Raw genomic sequence first — 17,568 nt, 5'->3', positions numbered from 1 at the left:
CAATCCCTTTGCGCTCCATCATGCGGAGGCGTTCCGTCATCCGCTAGGTAGCGTCGAAATCCACATCATGAGTCCGCCACAATGAACGCCATTCCCGATCCGAACGCCTTTACCGCTGAAGAAGAGCAGATGATGCTCGACACCATCGACCGCTGGTGCCGCGAAAAAGTCCGGCCCAAAGTCATGGAGATGGAACATGCGGACGAATATCCGTATCAATTCGTCGAGGACATGAAGGAATTTGGTCTGTTTGGCGCGACGATCTCGCCGGACTATGGCGGTCTCGGCCTGTCGGCGACAACCTATGCCAAGATCGTCATGCGCATCGCGCAGGAATGGATGAGCCTGACGGGCATTTTCAATTCGCACCTGATGATGGCGACCGTGGTGGAGAAGTACGGCACCGACTTCCAGAAGGACTATTGGCTACCCAAATTCACGTCGGGCGAAATCCGGGGCGGCCTCGGCCTGACCGAGCCGAACGCTGGCACGGACCTGCAGGCGATCAAGACGGTGGCGAAGCGTGACGGTGATAATTACGTCGTCAATGGTTCCAAAACCTGGATTTCGAACGGGATCATGGGCGGCGCGGTCGCCCTGATGGTCAAGACCGACCCGGACTCTGATCCGCGCTATAAGGGCATGTCCATGCTGATCGCGCCCAAAGTCGATCCCGACACGGGCGAGACCTATGGCGGCTTCACGACTGGCAACAAGATGGACAAGCTGGCCTATAAGGGCATCGACAGTGGCGAGCTGTTTTTCGACAATTATACGCTCGACGCCAAACGTCACCTGATCGGCGGCGAAGAAGGCAAGGGCTTCTACATGGCGGTCGGCGGGCTGGAACTGGGCCGCATCAACATCTCCGCCCGCGCCGTGGGTATCTCCCGCCGCGCGCTGGAAGAGAGCACCCGCTACGCCCAGGAACGCGAGACTTTCGGCAAGCCGATCGCTGAGCATCAGGCGATCCAGCTCAAGCTCGGCGAAATGGCGACCAAGACCAAGGCGGCTGAGCTGATGTGCCTTCACGCCGCCGAAGCCTATGACCGTGGTGACCGCTGCGACATGGAAGCCGGTATGGCGAAATACTACGCGTCGGAAATGGCGGTGGAGAACAGCCTCGAAGCCATGCGCATCCATGGCGGCTACAGCTACTCCAAGGAGTATCCGGTCGAGCGTCTCTTCCGCGAAGCGCCGCTCATGTGCATCGGCGAAGGCACGAATGAAATGCAGCGCATCATTATTGCCAAGCAGCAGATCGCGCGGAACAAGATTTAGACCGAATGTATTGTGGTCCGCTCCCGCCGACTTGATCGGCGGGCCCATCTCGGATCATCGCGGATAGATAGGTCGGGAGATGGGCTGGCCGATCAAGTCGGCCAGAGCTAATCGATGGTTGACCCACACTCCCTTAGCAGGGGAGCGCCTTCGAAAGATCGTGACATGACTCATCTCCCCCTATCCGGCATCCGCATCATCGCGGTCGAACAGTATGGCGCGGGGCCTTATGGCACGCAGCTGCTGTCCGATCTTGGCGCGGAAGTGATCAAGATCGAAAACCCTGGCACGGGCGGGGATGTGTCGCGCTTCGTCAGCCCGCACCGGATCGGGGACACCGACAGCCAGTTTTTCCAGACCTTCAACCGGAACAAGAAATCGCTCTCGCTCGATTTGAAAGATGCGGACGGGCGCAAGCAATTTGAGAGCTTGGTCAAGACCGCCGACGCTGTCTCGAACAATCTGCGCGGCGATCTGCCGGCCAAGCTCGGCATCGACTATGCCACGCTGTCAGCCATCAATCCGAAGATCGTCTGCGCGCATCTGTCGGCCTATGGCCGGGATAATTCGCGTGAGGCGTGGCCGGGCTACGACTATCTGATGCAGGCGGAAGCGGGCTTCTGTTCCGTGACAGGGGAGCCGGACGGACCGCCCGTACGGTTCGGGCTTAGCATGGTCGATTTCATGACCGGATCCATGATGGCGACGGGGCTGGTCTCCGCTGTGCTGGGCGCGCACCGGACAGGGCAGGGCTGCGATATCGATGTGTCGCTGTTCGACACGGCGCTGCACCAGGTCAGCTATCCCGCGACCTGGTATCTGAATGAGGGCCACGTCGTCACCCGCGAACCGCGCGGCGCGCATCCCGCCATCGTGCCGAGCCAGCTGATGGAAGCGGGCGACGGCTGGATCATGTTCTGTTGTCAGACGCAGAAATTCTGGGAGCGGGTGGCTGAACGGCTGGGCCATCCGGAATGGGTGGAGGATCCGCGCTTCCTCAAAGTCGAGGACCGCCGCGCCAACCGCGCGCTGGTGCAGGACACGATGGAAGCCGTGCTGAAAACCAATACGGTCGCGCACTGGATGGAGCAGTTCGGCGGCTACGTCCCCGCCGCGCCCGTTTATGACATCGCACAGGCGTTCGAAAACCCGTATGTCGCCGAGGTCGAGATGACCTACGAGACAGAGCATCCCGGCATGCCCCCGAAACCCGGTGAAAAAGTCGGCACAATCCGCCTGATGAGCAGCCCTTACAAGGTCAATGGCAACCGCTTGAAAGGCGGTATCGCCCCAGAACTGGGCGCTGACACGCACGATCTGCTCGGTTAAGCTACGGCATGATCGATAACAGCGATGCCGCGCGTCAGCTTGCCGAGATAACCGGCCACGCCTTTGCCGATGACCCGTTCAACAGCTGGGTCTTTGACACCAGAATGGCGATGGAAACCGTCTTCCAAGCGGAAGCCCGCCACATCTATCTGCCCCGTGGCCGGACCGAAATCATCGACAACAAGGCCGCCATGATGTGGCTGCAACCCGGGACATCGAAAGACCTGTCGCTTTTTGCAGGCATGACATTGTTGGGGCGATTGTTGCGGCACGGCGGCACTCGAACAGTTCGACGCGCCTTGCAGGCCGCAAGAGCGCTTCGGGACGCATTTCCGGATGAGCCTGTGACCTATCTCTACACCATCGCCGTCCGCCCCACGGCGCAAGGTGAAGGGTTAGGCGGACATCTCATGCGGCGTTTCGTGGCGGACTGTCACGCCGCCGGGTCCGCGGGTTGGCTCGAAAGCTCGAACCCCGGCAATCATGGTTTTTACCGGAGTTTCGGATTCGAAACTCGGGACGTCATCACGATCGCACCCGGCGCGCCGCCGATGGAATTGATGTGCCGTCCGGCCACGCCATCTGGATCACCCGTATGAAACTCTCCGGCATCCGCGTCCTCGACCTCTCGGCCTTTCTGCCGGGGCCGCATGCCTCCATGATGATGGCGGACCATGGGGCTGAGGTGATCATGGTGGAGCCGGACAATGGTCTTGGCGAACCGACACGGGCGATGGGCGAGCGCTATGATGACGGGACATCCGTCTGGTTCGCCAACATTGCGCGCGGGAAGAAGAGCTACCGCGTCAATCTGAAGGACGAGGCGCAGCATGCGGGTTTCATGGCGCTGGCGAAAACCGCTGACGTCGTGATCGAGGCGTTTCGCCCGGGCGTGGTCAAGCGGTTGGGCGTGGACTATGCGGCGATCAGGGCCGTGAAACCGGACATCGTCTATTGTTCGATCAGCGCATTCGGTCAGGATGGCCGCTACCGCAACAAGCCCGCTCATGATCTGGTCGTCCAGGCTATGGCGGGAACTGCGGATCTGACGCGCAGTATGGACGGCGCACCCGCACTGACCCCGATGCCAAGTGCCGATATGACGGCCTCGCTCTTTGCGTTGTCGGGTATTCTGATGGCGCTCTATCGTCGCGAACAGACGGGGCAGGGCGATTATCTCGATATCGCCATGTACGACTCACTGCTGTCCTGGGTGCCGAATGTGACGGGGGCCGTCTTTGCCGAAGATCGTCAGCCGGAGCGGACAAAGATGCGCAGCTTCGGCGGCAATGCTTTCGTTAACATCTATCGCACACGCTGCGGCGGTCATATCGTCCTGGGTGGTTCTGAACCCAAATTTGTCGCCAATTTCCTGAACGCCGTCGATCGCCCCGACCTGTTGCCGCTGACAAAACGTCCGGTCGGGCAACAACAGGCGCTGATCACCGATCTGCAAGCGCTGTTTCTGAGTCGGACCCAGTCGCAATGGGAGCGCCTGCTCAGCGAGGTCGATTGCTGCTGGTCGACCCTTCGGACGCTGCACACGGCCTTGTCAGAAGACGGCGCGCCCGTTGTAACCGACGAACAGGGTCACAAACATATCGCCAACCCGATCCGCTTCCGCGAAGAACCGGCCCAGATCTCCTTCGATTTGCCGGAATTCGGCGAACATACAAAAGACCTGACCTGATGTCCCGCATCCCCCGCCTGTCACCTGACGACATTCCCGACGACATCAAGCCGCTGATCGCGTCGGGGGAACAGATCATGGGTTTCACCATGAATGACGGAATCGACATGGCGCGCAATCCGGACATCTTGCGCGGCGTTTCACAGATGATCTTCTCCATTTATGGCCCCGGCAAACTGGACGCCGGGTTGAAGCGGCTGGTCGGTTATGTCGCCAGTACGGCGGCGGGATGCCGCTATTGCCAGCAGCATAGCGCGCATGGAGCGGGCAAGGCGGCGGTCGATCCGGACAAGATTAATGCCGCCTGGGCGTATGAGGATTCGCCGCTATTCACCGATGCCGAACGGATCGCACTGAAAGTGGCGCATCTGGGATCGCTCAGCCCGGCGGAGGTGACGGATGGTGATTTCACTGAACTGCGCAGCTATTTCAGCGATGACGAATGTCTCGAAATCGTCGCCGTCATTGCCATGTTCGGCTTTCTCAACCGCTGGAACGCGGTGATGGATACGGATGTGGAGGATGTCCCTGCCGACTATGCCAAGGCCATCGGACTGAAATTGCGCTAAAGCGCCAGCGCGATAGAAGGGTCTATGATGCCGACTCGCCGAACCGTTCTGGCTGCCGCTCCCGCCGTCACCGTCGGGTGCTCGCAGGCAGCAACCTCCGCAAAGCCTGCGCGTCGGCAGACGTTCCTGCTCGTCCACGGAACCTGGCATGGGGGCTGGGTCTGGAAAGAGGTCAGGCAATATCTCAGAGCGCGCGGACACACAGTTTTCACGCCGACCCTGACAGGATGCGGAGAACGCGTGCATCTATCCGCCTCCGATGTCGGGCTGGAGACACATATCACAGACCTGACCAACGTGATCGACTTCGAAGAGCTGTCAGACATCACCATCGTTGCGCATAGTTTCTCGGGAGTTGCGATGACGGGCGCCGTCGACAGGCGGCGCGACCGCATTCGGCATGTGTGTTTTCTCGATGCGCTGGTCCCGCGACTGGGCCGGATGAGCGGGGTGGAACGCGAAGCTGATGGCAGCATCAAGACGTCCTTTCTCGAACGTCAGTCGGGCTTTATCGACGGTTACAAGATGGATTTCTTTGCCGACTATCCGATGAAAATGCTGATGCCGGAGGATCATCCCAAAACGGACTGGGTCGCGCGGCATCTGAGCACTCATCCAGCCAGGGCCTGGACCGATGAACTGACCCTCAGCCATGGCGGTTGGGACGGTCTATCGCGCAGTTTCATCCATTGTGTCGGGCAGGACTTCGCCATGACGAGCGAGCGCATGATCGGCCCTGCGAGAGGTGAGGGATGGCAATTCCTTGAGCTCGACGCGGCGCGCAATGCCATGGTGACTCATCCGGGCGCCGTCGCTTCATATCTGGAAAGGGTCGCCGCATGAGGCCGAATTATACGCTTCCGCGGCTCTATCTCGATCAGCGAATGAGCGGCGAGATCGATCTGGATCGGGCTCAGGCGAACTATTTCGGGACAGTGCTGCGCAAGCAGGTCGGGGACTGTGTGCGGCTGTTCAATGCCCAGGACGGCGAATGGGCGGCGGAGATCGTGGAGAAAGGCCGCAAGACGATGCGTCTGGCGGTCAGGGAACAGCTCCGGGATCCGCTGCGCGTGCCGGATATTCGCCTGCTGTTTGCGCCGCTGCGGAAACACCGCACGACCATCGTGATCGAGAAGGCGACGGAACTCGGCGTGCGGATCTTGCAGCCTGTCGTAACAGAAAGAACGCAGTTTCAGACCTTTAATATGGAGCGCGCCCAGAGTCAGGTGATCGAAGCCGCCGAGCAGACGGAACGGCTCGACCTGCCGACACTGTTCGAACCGATCGGTCTGGACGAGGCGTTGAAATCATCGCGTCCCCTGATCTTTGCGGATGAAGCCGGCGGGGAATGTGTGGTCGGTGCCGTCAGTAGCATCGGCCTGCCAGTCGATGTGCTAATCGGGCCAGAAGGCGGCTTCACCCATGACGAGCGAGAGCGGATCCGCGCGCTGGACAGGACCGTTCCCGTGACCCTCGGGCCCCGCATATTACGGGCCGACACGGCGGCGATTGGTCTCCTCATGCTGATACAGTCCACAATCGGCGATTGCCGGATCACGGCGTGATTTCATTCAGGCGTGAATATGCTGTGACGGGAATGTCGGGTTTCATACATTTGCGCATACTGATAAGCCTGTCAGTATGAGCGACACATTTGACATGGTGATTATCGGTGCGGGCCTGTCCGGCATCGGTTCGGCCTGTCGTTATGTGACAGAATTTCCCGACGGCCAGTTCGCCGTCCTCGAATCGCGCGAGGCGATCGGCGGAACCTGGGACCTGTTTCGCTACCCCGGGATTCGGTCCGATTCCGACATGCTCACGCTCGGCTATGACTTCCGGCCCTGGCCTGGCGTGAAGACGCTGGCCGGTGGCCCAGCCATCAAGGCCTATGTCGAAGATACGGCGCGCGCATACGGTATCGATGATCATATCCAGTTTCATAGCCGGGTTATCGCTGCAGATTTCGACACGTCGACCGATCTGTGGACCTTGACGATCAATGACACGTGTGACGGAAGCCAGCGGACAATCCGGACGCGTTTTGTGCTCTCCTGTGCTGGCTATTACCGCTACGATAAGGGGCATGATCCGCATTTTGACGGGCGCGAAGATTTCGCGGGCGACATCGTCCATCCGCAATTCTGGCCGGAAGATTATGACTATGCGGACAAACGCATCGCGGTGATCGGCTCCGGCGCCACGGCCGTGACGCTGGTGCCCGAACTCGCCAAGACGGCCCGGCATGTCGTGCAGGTTCAGCGGACCCCGACCTATGTGGCATCATTGCCGTCCGAAGATCCGGTCATGAAAATCACGGACAGGATTTTGTCGAAAAAGTTGTCATACCGCATCAACCGTTGGAAGAATGTGAAACTGGCCGGGTCCATCTATCGTCGCGCCAAGAAAAATCCCGCCAAGACACGCCGCAACATTCGCAAGCGGGCCATCAAGGCCTTAGGCAAAGAGTATCCGGTCGATATCCATTTCAACCCGCCTTACGAGCCTTGGGATCAGCGTCTCTGCGTCGTGCCAGAAGGGGATATGTTCAAGGCGATCAATCGCGGCGAGGCCTCGATCGTGACGGGGCAGATTGACCGCTTCGTTGATGCCGGCATTCTTATGCAGGATGGTACCCTGGTCGAGGCCGATATCATCGTGACAGCAACCGGGCTGGAGATGAATTTCGGACGGAATTATCCGATTGCCATTGACGGCAACGTCTATGATCAGAGCGAACATTTTCTGTTCAAAGGGGCAATGACATCGGATCTGCCCAATATGATCGCCGTCACGGGCTATACGAATGCCAGCTGGACTCTGCGTGCCGATCTGCTGGGCCGCTATCTGATACGGCTGATGAAATATATGCGCGAACGGGGCTTCACACGGGTGATGCCTGTCGCGCCTGAGGGGATGGTGCGTCATCCTGTATCTGACTTCCAGTCAGGGTATTTCCGACGGGTCATCGACACATTGCCGCGACAGGGCGACAGGATGCCGTGGCTGAATGTCCAGAACTACAAACATGATGTGAAACATTTGATCGAAGCGCCGATCGAAGATGATGCGCTGCATTTCAGTCAGGTCGATACGAAGGCCGAACCCTTGCCCGAAGCCGCCGAATGAAGACCTTTCCGAGTTTTGACGGCAAGGTCTGCGTCGTCACGGGCGCGGCGTCAGGCATAGGGCGCGCGGTTGCCATCGCGCTGGCTGCATCCGGGGCGCGTCTGGCGCTGACGGACATTAATAGCGACGAGCTGGACAAGACCGTCGAGATGATCGGCGGGGCCAACCAGCATAAGGTCGATGTCATGGACATGGCGGATGCGCAGGCCATCGCGGCTTACGCCCCCGATGTCGAAGCGGCGCTCGGCCCGGCAGATTACGTCTTCAACATTGCCGGCCTGTCCCGGTTCGGTGATTTCCGCAATACGCCGGCGGAGAGCTTCGAAAAGGTCATGGACGTCAATTTCTATGGCATGGTCCGCATGTCCAAGGCGTTTCTGGAACAGTTGATCAAGACCAAGGGCGGGCTGGTCAATGTCAGTTCTATCTACGGCATTATCGGCGTTCCGGGGCAGGCTCATTACTGCGCGTCCAAATTCGGCATTCGCGGCTTTTCCGAAGCGCTGTCGCTGGAAATGCTCGATTACGGCGTCACGGTTACGTCCGTGCATCCGGGCGGGGTCAAGACCAATGTCGTGCGCAACGGCGAAGTCGACAGTCTCGCCCATATCGGGACGACCAAGGACTCGCTGATCGAGAATTTCGACAAGAATGCTGCGCGGACCAGTGCGGAAGACGCTGCAACCATCATTCTGGACGGAACGGAGCGCAAGAAACTGCTCGTGCTCGTGGGCGGCGACGCGACCTTCGTGCAACGCCTGACCAGGCTTTTCCCCGTGCGCTACCGCAACTTCGTCATGAAACGCCAAGCGCGTATCACCGGTCGGTAGATCACACATGATTGTTACCGTCTTGCGAAGCGGCGGCCATCGGCCTAGGCGGCGTTTGTGAGCGGACCATCGACCCCAAATCCCATTCTGATCGAATCCAAGGCGCAACTGGCCGCGCATCTGGCCCGTGGCTGCAAGCCCAATGCGGATTGGCGCATCGGCACGGAACACGAAAAGATCGCCTTTGCGACGGCGGATAATCGTCCGCTGCCCTATGACGGGGAGACATCGATCCGCGCGCTGCTGGAAGGTCTGCAGCGCTTTGACTGGGAGCCCTACGAGGAAAATGGCCATCTGGTTGCGCTGAAACGCGACGGGGCGTCGGTCAGTTTGGAACCGGGTGGTCAGTTCGAACTCTCCGGTGCGCCGCTGGAGCATGTGCACCAGACTTGCGCCGAAGTGACTCGTCATCTGCGCGAGGTGAGGGAGGTCGCCGACGAAATCGGCGCGGGTTTCCTGTCGCTGGGTTTCCGGCCCGATACCAAGCTGGAAGATGTCCCCGTCATGCCCAAAGGTCGCTACAAGATCATGCGTGACTATATGCAGACCGTCGGGACGCTGGGTCGCGAAATGATGTTCCGGACCTGTACGGTGCAGACCAATCTCGATTTTTCCAGCGAAGCGGACATGGTCAAGAAGTTCCGCGTCAGCCTGGCGCTGCAGCCGGTGGCGACGACACTCTTCGCCAATTCGCCCTTTACCGATGGCAAGCTGAACGGGTTCAAATCCTATCGCTCGCGCGTCTGGATGGATACGGATGCTGACCGGACCGGTATGCTGCCCTGGGTGTTCGATGACGGGATGGGGTTCGAACGCTATGTCGATTATGCGCTCGACGTGCCGATGTATTTCGTCCAGCGCGATGGTCGCTTCCTCGATGCATCCGGCAAGAGCTTCCGCGATTTCATGAACGGGACACTCGATGTCGTGCCGGGCGAAATTCCGACGCTGTCGGATTTTGACGATCATCTCTCCACCATCTTCCCCGAAGTGCGACTGAAGCAGTTCCTGGAAATGCGCGGCGCCGATACGGGTCCTTGGGACGAGCTTTGCGCGCTGCCGGCCTTCTGGGTCGGCTTGCTCTATGACGATCAGGCGCTGGATGAGGCTTGGGATCTTGTCAAGAACTGGACCGCGGAGCAGCGCCAGACACTGCGCGAAGATGTCCCGGCCCAAGGGTTCGAGGCCGTGATCGGCGGGCGATCGGTCCGCGATCTGGCCCTTGAAAGCCTGTCACTATCGCGCGGGGGCCTTAACCGCCGGGCCTATCTCAATGGTCACGGCGAAAATGAAACCGTTTTCCTTCAAGCGCTCGACGCAATGGCGCGCTCAGGACAATCCAATGCGGACTTGCTGATCAAGGCTTATGAGTCGGATTGGAACGGCGATATTTCCCGCTGCTACACGGACTGCATCTACTGATGGGGACCGGATTTGCAGGTTTTCATCCTAAAAGCTGTGCGTTTCTGAACCAGATCTGCCTTTTCTGAGGCCTGCATTTCTGGTGGCCTGCCTTGCAGATTTGGATGATCTCCGGACTGCGCGATTTGAGCGACCTCGCGGCGATGCCAAATTGACCGGCGAGTTTGTATAAATAACTGAATTATATACCATGTTTCTTGGCGGGCGCACTTTGCTTCCAAAACAATGCGTTCATCAGGAAATGACTTTTCTCAATCTCATTCAATTTTGAATGGCTTCATGTGCCCCATTTTGTGGCCGACATGCCCTAGGTGATGGGTGTGGCACCCCCCGCCACGCCCCTCAATCCGCGACGGCCCCCACCGTCCATCCAAGGAGAACCGCCATGAAACTCAATACGCTCGTCATTGCCGCCGCCGCCCTGATGGTCCTGCCGCAAGCCGCATCCGCCAGCACCAAAACGGCTGATCACATCGCGTCCTGCACATCCGAAATCCAGTCTTCCATGGGTGCAACAGCGACCGATATCGATTTCAAAGCCGTCCGTGGCAATTCCCGCCTGCAGACCCTGACATTCGCGATCGATGCCAATGGCACATCCGACACGGTCAAGTGCAAGGTCCGCCGCAAGGGTGCCGTCGAAATCGTCTGGGGCAAATCGGTCAAGCCAGTCATGGCGAAATCGGTTCAGGCCAAGACTGAAACCAACGCCGGCGAATAAACCCGCCTGCCTATCCGGCTTAGCCGGAAAAAGCGATCGACGCCTCCGCCGATGCGGGGGCGTTTTTTGTTTGCGCTTGACGAAATGGCGCGGTCTGGCACGATCTGGCTCCATTAGATCTGTCTGCCGGAGCCTGCCATGACCCGTTCTATTCTTTGTCTGTCGACGGCCTTGGGCCTGTCTCTCATTGCCCTGATGCCTGCCAAGGCGGCATCGCCCGAGGCGGTGCTAGAGTCCAAATTGCGGGCCATCGAGACGGTGCTGGACACGCAATTGGCGCATGAGGCGGTTCCAGGCGCGGCGTTTGGCATTGTCGCCGACCAGGATCTGGTCTGGAGCCACACATTCGGGGTCGAAGATCTGGGCACGCGCCGCGCCGTGAGCGAAGACACGGCCTTTTCCATATGCTCCATCTCCAAACTGTTCACCGGCATTGCCGTGATGGACCTCGAAGAACGCGGCGTTCTCGACATTGATGCGCCGATTACGGCCTATCTGGGGGATGATGGCGGAACTGCTGACGGGGTGACAGTACGCAATCTGCTGTCGCATGTGTCCGGCCTGCCCCGGGAGGGCGAGACCGATTTCTGGTTTACCAATAATTTTCCGGACGATGCCACATTGCGCGCCGATATTAGCGGTCGGACTGACTGGTATCAGCCTTATGATCACTGGCAATATTCCAACCTCGGCATGGCGGCGCTCGGTCAGGTCATCCAAGCGGCCAGCGGTCAGTCATTCCACGATTATGTCGATGCCCGTATCCTTCGTCCGTTGAATATGGGGAATACGACGACGGATATGCCCTTCGACAAGGTCGGGCAGGGCTTTGCCCGAGGCTATTATGTGCGCGATTCCAAGGGCGCGCGTAAGCCAGTCGAAGCGCATCGCTTCGATGCCTTCGCACCCGCCGCCGGCGTCGCGTCGAGCGTCAACGATCTGGCGAAATTCATGGCCTGGCATTTTCGATTGCGCGATGCGGACAGCGAAGAAGTGCTGAAACCCGATACGCTCAAGACCATGCAGCGCGTTCACTGGACTGGCGAGGATTTCGATGAACCGGCCTGGGGCTTAGCCTACGCCACCCGACGTCTCGACGGCAAGACGCTATGGGGTCATGGCGGCTATTGCCCCGGCACGGTGGCGGAATTCACCATGCGTAATCCGGACAAGGTCGGCGTCATCGTCATGGCGACGGCCAATGACGTCAGCGCGGGCGGTATGGCCCGCATGATCCACAGCATGGTACGCGACGATGTGAAGGCGGTCCACATGAAGGAGGCCGACGCGGATTCAGACGATAAGGCAGACCGCGAAGACGACACGTCCTTTGTCGCTTATGAGGGTGTCTATAGCCGCCCCAATTATGACTGGGCCGTCTATGTTGGCCTGTCATCCAAGGGGCTGTTTGCCGTGCCGCTTCATGATGACCGCCCGCATGAGAATGTCGAGACTTTCCGGCACGAGGAGGGCGATGTCTTCATCCGCAAGCGGGATAATGGCTCTGATGCCGAGCCGCTCCGGTTCGAACGGGATAATACGGGCAGGATCGTCAGCGTCGTGTCGGGCGGTTATCGGCTGATGCGCGAATAAGGCGGCAATCCTCCGCCCGATTTGCGCCACATTGTTGCGAAAACAAGGCGGGAGGCTGCCTTAGTCCCGCCAACACCCTCACTTAAGCGTCTTTTCACCAAGACATTCAAGCTGGGGTTTTACACATGCACACGATGAGCCTAGTCAAGGAGCGGACCTATTCACCACGCCGGGTTGGGGAACGCACAATGGCCACCATCTATCTCGTCGATGATGACGAGAATATTCTCACATCCGTCTCCATGTATCTGGAAGGCGAGGGCTATGACGTGCGCAAGTTCCATGACGGCGCCAGCGCGCTGGAAGCGCTGAAAGTCAGTCCCCCGGATCTGGCCGTCTTCGACGTGAAGATGCCGCGCATGGATGGGATCGAACTGCTGCGTCGCTTGCGCCAGAGTTCCAACCTGCCGGTGATCTTCCTGACCTCCAAGGACGACGAACTCGATGAAGCCATCGGCTTTTCCATGGGGGCTGACGACTATATCACCAAACCCTTCAGCCAGCGCCTGCTGGGGGAGCGGATCAAGGCCGTGCTGCGCCGCGCCAAGCTGACCTCGACCGTCAATCCGATGCCGGAAGAGGGCGATGACAAGGTCATTCGCCGCGGAAAGCTTGTGCTCGACAGCAATCGTCACGCCTGTTCGTGGGATGGCGAGTCCGTGCGTCTGACCGTTACGGAATTCCTCATCCTCGAAGCGCTGGCCAAGCGGCCGGGCTACGTCAAATCACGCGATCAGCTGATGGATGCAGCCTATGATGATCAGATCTATGTCGATGATCGCACCATCGACAGCCACATCAAGCGCCTGCGCAAAAAGTTCCGCAAGACGGACCGCTCATTCGACGCTATCGAAACGCTCTATGGTGTCGGATACAAATATAAGGAAAGCTGAGCCCGCCATTCAGTCGAAGACGGACAGGACCCAGAGCGCGCAACAGCCGCAACAGAGAAAAGAGCGTCGGCGCTTCACGCCCCGGCGCTTTCTGTTCTCGTCGCGCCTGACGCAGCTCATCCTGGCGGCCAATCTGATCGGGCTAATCATCCTCGTATCGGGTGCGTTGGCGATGAACCGGTTCGAAGAGGGGCTGATTCAGGGCAAGATAGATAATCTCCAGTCTCTCGCCGCGACCATTACGACCGTCATGGCGGAGCAGGCGACGGGGTTCGGCCTGCAGTCCGAGCTGGATGTGGATGGTGCCAAGCAGGTCCTGCGCGGGGTCAATGTGCCCCAGGGGTGGCGCGTGCGCCTGCATGATCGCAACGGTCTGGTGGTGGCGGACACGGAACGGCTGCGCGACGATATCGAAGTCGGAACGCTGGACCCGATCATTCCACCCGAAGCGGTCGAACCGGACCCGCTTCTGCAAAGGTGGCGCGTCGGACTGACGGGCTGGGCGCGAACGACACTGCATCGACTGCCTTGGCGCAAGGCCCGTCGGGACAGGCTGCGCCGCGATCTGCGCGCAGACGTGATGGCGGGACTGGGCGGCGATGCGGTTGCGGGCGCGCGTTATGATGCCGATGACACGCTGGTCGTGACGGTCACTCTGCCGGTGTCGCGCGTTCAGCAGGTTCTGGGCACGGTCACGGTCGAAAGTCATGATGTTGCGAGCATTGTCGAAGCAGAGCGGCGAGCCTTGGCGCCGATTATCGCGCTCGCCCTGATCGCGACCCTGCTCTCGTCCCTGGCGCTCATTCTGTTCATCACCCTGCCAATGCGCAGGCTCGCGCGCGCAGCCGAGCGTGTGGCGCGCAACCCTCAGGACTATGATGCGATCCCGGATCTATCGCGGCGGCGCGATGAAATCGGCGATCTGTCCGTCGTCATGCGGGACATGACGCGCGGTCTTTTCAACCGGGTCGACGACATTGCCAATTTCGCGGCCGACGTCGCGCATGAAATCAAGAACCCGCTGACCTCGTTAAGATCGGCTTCGGACACCTTATCAGTCGCTCGGACGGATGAGCAGAGAGACAAACTGATCGCAATCATTCAGCAGGACGTGTCGCGCATGAACCGCCTGATCACGGATATCAGTCATGCCTCCAAGGTCGATGCCAATCTGGCGCGGGACACGGCGCAGATTCTCGATCTGGCCGAAATCGTCCACAATATCGTAGATTTCTATCAGCAAACTGCAACCGACAGTGACGCATCCGTGCTCAACGCGACCGCGCTTGTGGAGCCGGTCTTCATCCGGGCATTCGAGACGCCTTTCGCCCAGGTCCTGCGCAACCTCATCGACAATGCCATGACGTTTTCGCCGCCGGGTGGCGTCGTGACCGTGACGGCTGAAGCCGACGAGCAAACGGCGACGATCACCGTGGAGGATGAGGGTCCGGGCATTCCGCCCGCCAATCTCGACGCCGTTTTCGACCGTTTCTACACGCAGCGACCCGAGGGTGCGATCTTCGGATCGCATTCAGGGCTTGGTCTGGCCATTTGCCGTCAGATCGTGCGTGCTCACAAAGGACGGATCTGGGCAGAAAACCGCGCGAATGAGGACGGAGCAGTGCAAGGCGCGCGCTTTACCGTCGCGCTTCCCCGTCAGACGACGGGCGGCGGACCGTCCGCACCGCGCCGGAAACGGAGTTGAGGCAGCAAACGCAGTTAAGTGCGTCCCGGACCGAAAAAAGCGCTTTACCAGACTGTCAAATGACGTTTTAGCGAAGGGATGATTTGCGAGACGGCTTCATGATTGGACTGGTGATCGTCACTCACGGCGAACTGGCGATAGAACTGCGCCGCGCGACGGAACATGTCGTCGGTCCACAGGAGGCCCTGCAAACGATCTGCATCGGACCCGACGACGATATGGAGCGCCGACGCGACGATATTCGCAAAGCGGTCGACACCGTCGATTCGGGGCGGGGCGTTATCCTGCTGACGGACATGTTCGGCGGTACGCCGTCCAACCTCTCCATCTCCATGCTACGCGAAGGCAAGGTCGAAGTGCTGGCCGGCGTCAACCTGCCCATGCTGATCAAGCTGGCCGAGGCGCGACAGACGGCCAGCCTGTCCGAAGCGGCGACCAAGGCGATGGAAGCTGGCCGCCGCTATATCGCCATCGCCTCGCGCATTCTGGCCGGCGAGGAATAGTGCCTTTATCCTGCGGCATTCCGGACGCGAACGGCGCGAGGTCTGCCAAAGCGACCCTGCTGCTGACCAATATGCGCGGCCTGCATGCGCGCGCCTCCAACAAGTTCATGGAAGCGGTCGGGCAGTTCGATGCGCGTGTCTGGGTCCGCAGTCACAATGATGTCTGCGCCGAGACGGTCGAAGCCGACAGCGTCATGGAACTGCTGCTGCTGGGCGCCGCCTGCGGCGAGAAGATCACCGTGACCGCCCAAGGCGAGGATGCGCCGGACGCAATCGCTGCAATCACGGCGCTGGTCAAAAGCCGTTTCGGCGAAGAGGAATGAGAGCGCTCTGTCTGCCAGCCGCGCTGCTTCTGGTGGCCTGTGGCTCAACGCAGGTCTTTCATCCACAAAGCCAATATCCGCCTGATCCCTATGTGAAGGGCTATGCCGATCCGGATGACTGCATTGGCGGCGAAGCGCTGGCGGCCATCGATCTGGACCTGCCGGAATATCCCAGCCGTGCGTTCCGGACCGGGCGACAGGGCTGGGTCCTGCTGCGGCTGGATGTGGCGGCTGACGGGACGATCGCCGATGTGAAGGCGCAGCGTGCCCTGCCGGTTGGTCTGTTCGAACGGTCCGCCGAGCGCGCTGCCGCCAAGTGGCGCTTCGAGCCTCCGGCTTCAGGCGGGTTGACCGATTGCCGGGTTCTGGTGCGTTACCGTCTGGGCGACGTCTCCTTAGGCGGCTGATCCAAGAACGGCTGATCCCAAGGGTGGTTGATCCTAAGGGTGGCTGGTCCCAAGGGTGGCTGATCGATTTTCACGGTTATTTCACGCCGCACTCATAAGACCCGCGCATGGGACATTATAGCCAAATACTTCCAGTCATTCTGAGCGGTGGTGCGGGGAGCCGGCTCTGGCCGCTCTCGCGACAGGCCGAGGCCAAACAATTCCTGGCCCTCTCGGGCGATCGGACGATGATTCAGGAAACCGCCGACCGGATGTCTGGGCCGGAGTTTCTGCCGCCAGCCTTCATCTGCAACGCGTCGCATGTCGACCAGATCCAGACTCAGGTGCCGGACCACGGCGAGATTCTGGTTGAACCTGAAGGTCGCAATACCGGGCCCTGTGCCATGGCGGCAGCGATGCATGTCATGGCGACAGACCCGGATGCGTTGATGCTGCTCGCACCCGCAGATCATGTGATCGAACGCCCCGACGCCTTTCGCGAAGCCGTGCTACGCGCCGCCCCGATTGCGGCTGCCGGTCATCATGTCACTTTCGGTATGACGCCGGATTATCCGGCGACAGGGTTCGGCTATATTCAACAGGGCCAGCCGATCGATGCGGGGCTTTTCCAGATCGAGAGCTTCCGGGAAAAACCGGACGAAGCCACGGCGCGGGGCTGGCTGGAAACCGGCGGCTATCACTGGAATAGCGGGATATTCCTGTTCAAGCCATCACTGGTGATCGAGGAAATGCTGACACTGGCAAACGATTGCGCCAATCCGGCGCGCAAGGCCTATGTCAATGCGACGCGCAACGGTGCCGTGATCGCGCTGGAGCCACAGGCATTCGCACGCTGCAAACCCGAACCGATCGACATCGCGCTGATGGAACGGACAAGCAAAGGCGCGGTCCTGCCCTGCGATCTGGGCTGGCGCGACATTGGCAGCTTCCGGGCATACCGCGATCTTCATGCCGCAGGCGATGACAGTGTGATCTTTGGTGACGGCTATTCGCAGGGCAGCCATCGGAGCCTGATTGACACGGATGGTCCTCTTGTCGCACTGGTCGGTCTCGACAATGTCGGTGTCATTGTCCGGGACGGGCGGATTCTCGTCGTGAACCTCGATGCCGCGCAGGATGTCAAATCCATTGTGACCCGGCTGAAGGCCGACCAGCGTGAGGACATGCTCTGAC

General features: G+C 59.9%; 18 protein-coding genes. All 18 read left to right on the top strand.

Annotation, left to right across the window (positions count from 1 at the left end; translation table 11 throughout):
* Nucleotides 1–81: 81 nt before the first annotated feature.
* Nucleotides 82–1,281: an acyl-CoA dehydrogenase family protein gene (locus tag AB6B39_RS11550; RefSeq protein ID WP_284370207.1), complete on the top strand. Its 1,200-nt coding sequence runs from the start codon at nucleotides 82–84 to the stop codon at nucleotides 1,279–1,281.
* Nucleotides 1,282–1,446: 165 nt separating this feature from the next.
* Nucleotides 1,447–2,610, top strand: a complete 1,164-nt coding sequence (locus AB6B39_RS11545; RefSeq protein WP_284370209.1) for a CaiB/BaiF CoA transferase family protein — start codon at nucleotides 1,447–1,449, stop codon at nucleotides 2,608–2,610.
* A gap of 8 nt (nucleotides 2,611–2,618) precedes the next feature.
* Nucleotides 2,619–3,209, top strand: a complete 591-nt coding sequence (locus AB6B39_RS11540; RefSeq protein ID WP_284370212.1) for a GNAT family N-acetyltransferase — start codon at nucleotides 2,619–2,621, stop codon at nucleotides 3,207–3,209.
* Complete coding sequence (locus AB6B39_RS11535) at nucleotides 3,173–4,300, top strand: CaiB/BaiF CoA transferase family protein (protein WP_284370214.1); 1,128 nt, start codon at nucleotides 3,173–3,175, stop codon at nucleotides 4,298–4,300. The genes AB6B39_RS11540 and AB6B39_RS11535 overlap by 37 nt, the downstream gene beginning before the upstream one ends.
* Entirely contained in the window at nucleotides 4,300–4,869 is a 570-nt protein-coding gene (locus AB6B39_RS11530) for a carboxymuconolactone decarboxylase family protein (RefSeq protein WP_284370216.1), read from the top strand. Before AB6B39_RS11535 ends, AB6B39_RS11530 begins: the two co-directional genes overlap by 1 nt.
* Nucleotides 4,870–4,893: 24 nt before the next feature.
* Nucleotides 4,894–5,712, top strand: coding sequence for an alpha/beta hydrolase (locus tag AB6B39_RS11525; protein ID WP_284370218.1), 819 nt, complete (start codon nucleotides 4,894–4,896; stop codon nucleotides 5,710–5,712).
* Nucleotides 5,709–6,434 carry a 16S rRNA (uracil(1498)-N(3))-methyltransferase gene (locus AB6B39_RS11520; RefSeq protein ID WP_284370220.1) on the top strand — a complete coding sequence of 242 codons (726 nt, stop codon included), beginning with the start codon at nucleotides 5,709–5,711 and terminating at the stop codon, nucleotides 6,432–6,434. Before AB6B39_RS11525 ends, AB6B39_RS11520 begins: the two co-directional genes overlap by 4 nt.
* Before the next feature lie 76 nt (nucleotides 6,435–6,510).
* Entirely contained in the window at nucleotides 6,511–7,998 is a 1,488-nt protein-coding gene (locus AB6B39_RS11515) for a flavin-containing monooxygenase (RefSeq protein WP_284370222.1), read from the top strand.
* Nucleotides 7,995–8,828, top strand: a complete 834-nt coding sequence (locus tag AB6B39_RS11510; protein WP_284370224.1) for an SDR family NAD(P)-dependent oxidoreductase — start codon at nucleotides 7,995–7,997, stop codon at nucleotides 8,826–8,828. The genes AB6B39_RS11515 and AB6B39_RS11510 overlap by 4 nt, the downstream gene beginning before the upstream one ends.
* A gap of 57 nt (nucleotides 8,829–8,885) precedes the next feature.
* Nucleotides 8,886–10,250, top strand: a complete 1,365-nt coding sequence (locus AB6B39_RS11505; RefSeq protein ID WP_284370226.1) for a glutamate--cysteine ligase — start codon at nucleotides 8,886–8,888, stop codon at nucleotides 10,248–10,250.
* 385 nt (nucleotides 10,251–10,635) lie between these two features.
* A complete protein-coding gene (locus tag AB6B39_RS11500; protein WP_284370228.1) occupies nucleotides 10,636–10,971 on the top strand; it encodes a hypothetical protein in 336 nt (111 codons plus the stop codon).
* A 138-nt stretch (nucleotides 10,972–11,109) separates the two neighbouring features.
* On the top strand, nucleotides 11,110–12,564 hold the full coding sequence (locus tag AB6B39_RS11495; protein ID WP_284370230.1) for a serine hydrolase: 1,455 nt from the start codon (nucleotides 11,110–11,112) through the stop codon (nucleotides 12,562–12,564).
* A 188-nt stretch (nucleotides 12,565–12,752) separates the two neighbouring features.
* Nucleotides 12,753–13,457 carry a response regulator transcription factor gene (locus AB6B39_RS11490; protein WP_348520153.1) on the top strand — a complete coding sequence of 235 codons (705 nt, stop codon included), beginning with the start codon at nucleotides 12,753–12,755 and terminating at the stop codon, nucleotides 13,455–13,457.
* The gene (locus AB6B39_RS11485; protein WP_371398585.1) at nucleotides 13,426–15,162 is read left to right on the top strand and encodes a stimulus-sensing domain-containing protein; all 1,737 of its coding nucleotides are present in this window, start codon (nucleotides 13,426–13,428) and stop codon (nucleotides 15,160–15,162) included. The genes AB6B39_RS11490 and AB6B39_RS11485 overlap by 32 nt, the downstream gene beginning before the upstream one ends.
* A 98-nt stretch (nucleotides 15,163–15,260) precedes the next feature.
* On the top strand, nucleotides 15,261–15,665 hold the full coding sequence (locus AB6B39_RS11480; protein ID WP_284370236.1) for a PTS sugar transporter subunit IIA: 405 nt from the start codon (nucleotides 15,261–15,263) through the stop codon (nucleotides 15,663–15,665).
* Complete coding sequence (locus AB6B39_RS11475; RefSeq protein ID WP_284370238.1) at nucleotides 15,665–15,988, top strand: HPr family phosphocarrier protein; 324 nt, start codon at nucleotides 15,665–15,667, stop codon at nucleotides 15,986–15,988. Before AB6B39_RS11480 ends, AB6B39_RS11475 begins: the two co-directional genes overlap by 1 nt.
* Nucleotides 15,985–16,395 (top strand): energy transducer TonB, encoded by a 411-nt coding sequence (locus AB6B39_RS11470; protein ID WP_284370240.1) that lies wholly within the window; start codon nucleotides 15,985–15,987, stop codon nucleotides 16,393–16,395. Before AB6B39_RS11475 ends, AB6B39_RS11470 begins: the two co-directional genes overlap by 4 nt.
* Before the next feature lie 107 nt (nucleotides 16,396–16,502).
* Complete coding sequence (locus AB6B39_RS11465) at nucleotides 16,503–17,567, top strand: mannose-1-phosphate guanylyltransferase (protein WP_284370243.1); 1,065 nt, start codon at nucleotides 16,503–16,505, stop codon at nucleotides 17,565–17,567.
* The last annotated feature ends 1 nt before the right edge of the window (nucleotide 17,568 follow it).

The organism is Algimonas porphyrae, assembly GCF_041429795.1.
In the GTDB taxonomy this organism is placed as follows: Bacteria; Pseudomonadota; Alphaproteobacteria; order Caulobacterales; family Maricaulaceae; genus Litorimonas; species Litorimonas porphyrae.
This window is presented reverse-complemented; position numbering and strand designations above follow the sequence as displayed.

Bases quoted from the DNA above. Each gene is read 5' to 3' on its own strand.
- AB6B39_RS11495 (WP_284370230.1), top strand. From the start codon at position 11,110: ATGACCCGTTCTATTCTTTGTCTGTCGACGGCCTTGGGCCTGTCTCTC.
- AB6B39_RS11550 (WP_284370207.1), top strand. From the start codon at position 82: ATGAACGCCATTCCCGATCCGAACGCCTTTACCGCTGAAGAAGAGCAG.
- AB6B39_RS11530 (WP_284370216.1), top strand. From the start codon at position 4,300: ATGTCCCGCATCCCCCGCCTGTCACCTGACGACATTCCCGACGACATC.
- AB6B39_RS11490 (WP_348520153.1), top strand. From the start codon at position 12,753: ATGGCCACCATCTATCTCGTCGATGATGACGAGAATATTCTCACATCC.
- AB6B39_RS11470 (WP_284370240.1), top strand. From the start codon at position 15,985: ATGAGAGCGCTCTGTCTGCCAGCCGCGCTGCTTCTGGTGGCCTGTGGC.
- AB6B39_RS11545 (WP_284370209.1), top strand. From the start codon at position 1,447: ATGACTCATCTCCCCCTATCCGGCATCCGCATCATCGCGGTCGAACAG.
- AB6B39_RS11465 (WP_284370243.1), top strand. From the start codon at position 16,503: ATGGGACATTATAGCCAAATACTTCCAGTCATTCTGAGCGGTGGTGCG.
- AB6B39_RS11510 (WP_284370224.1), top strand. From the start codon at position 7,995: ATGAAGACCTTTCCGAGTTTTGACGGCAAGGTCTGCGTCGTCACGGGC.
- AB6B39_RS11515 (WP_284370222.1), top strand. From the start codon at position 6,511: ATGAGCGACACATTTGACATGGTGATTATCGGTGCGGGCCTGTCCGGC.
- AB6B39_RS11520 (WP_284370220.1), top strand. From the start codon at position 5,709: ATGAGGCCGAATTATACGCTTCCGCGGCTCTATCTCGATCAGCGAATG.
- AB6B39_RS11480 (WP_284370236.1), top strand. From the start codon at position 15,261: ATGATTGGACTGGTGATCGTCACTCACGGCGAACTGGCGATAGAACTG.
- AB6B39_RS11485 (WP_371398585.1), top strand. From the start codon at position 13,426: ATGGTGTCGGATACAAATATAAGGAAAGCTGAGCCCGCCATTCAGTCG.
- AB6B39_RS11525 (WP_284370218.1), top strand. From the start codon at position 4,894: ATGATGCCGACTCGCCGAACCGTTCTGGCTGCCGCTCCCGCCGTCACC.
- AB6B39_RS11540 (WP_284370212.1), top strand. From the start codon at position 2,619: ATGATCGATAACAGCGATGCCGCGCGTCAGCTTGCCGAGATAACCGGC.
- AB6B39_RS11500 (WP_284370228.1), top strand. From the start codon at position 10,636: ATGAAACTCAATACGCTCGTCATTGCCGCCGCCGCCCTGATGGTCCTG.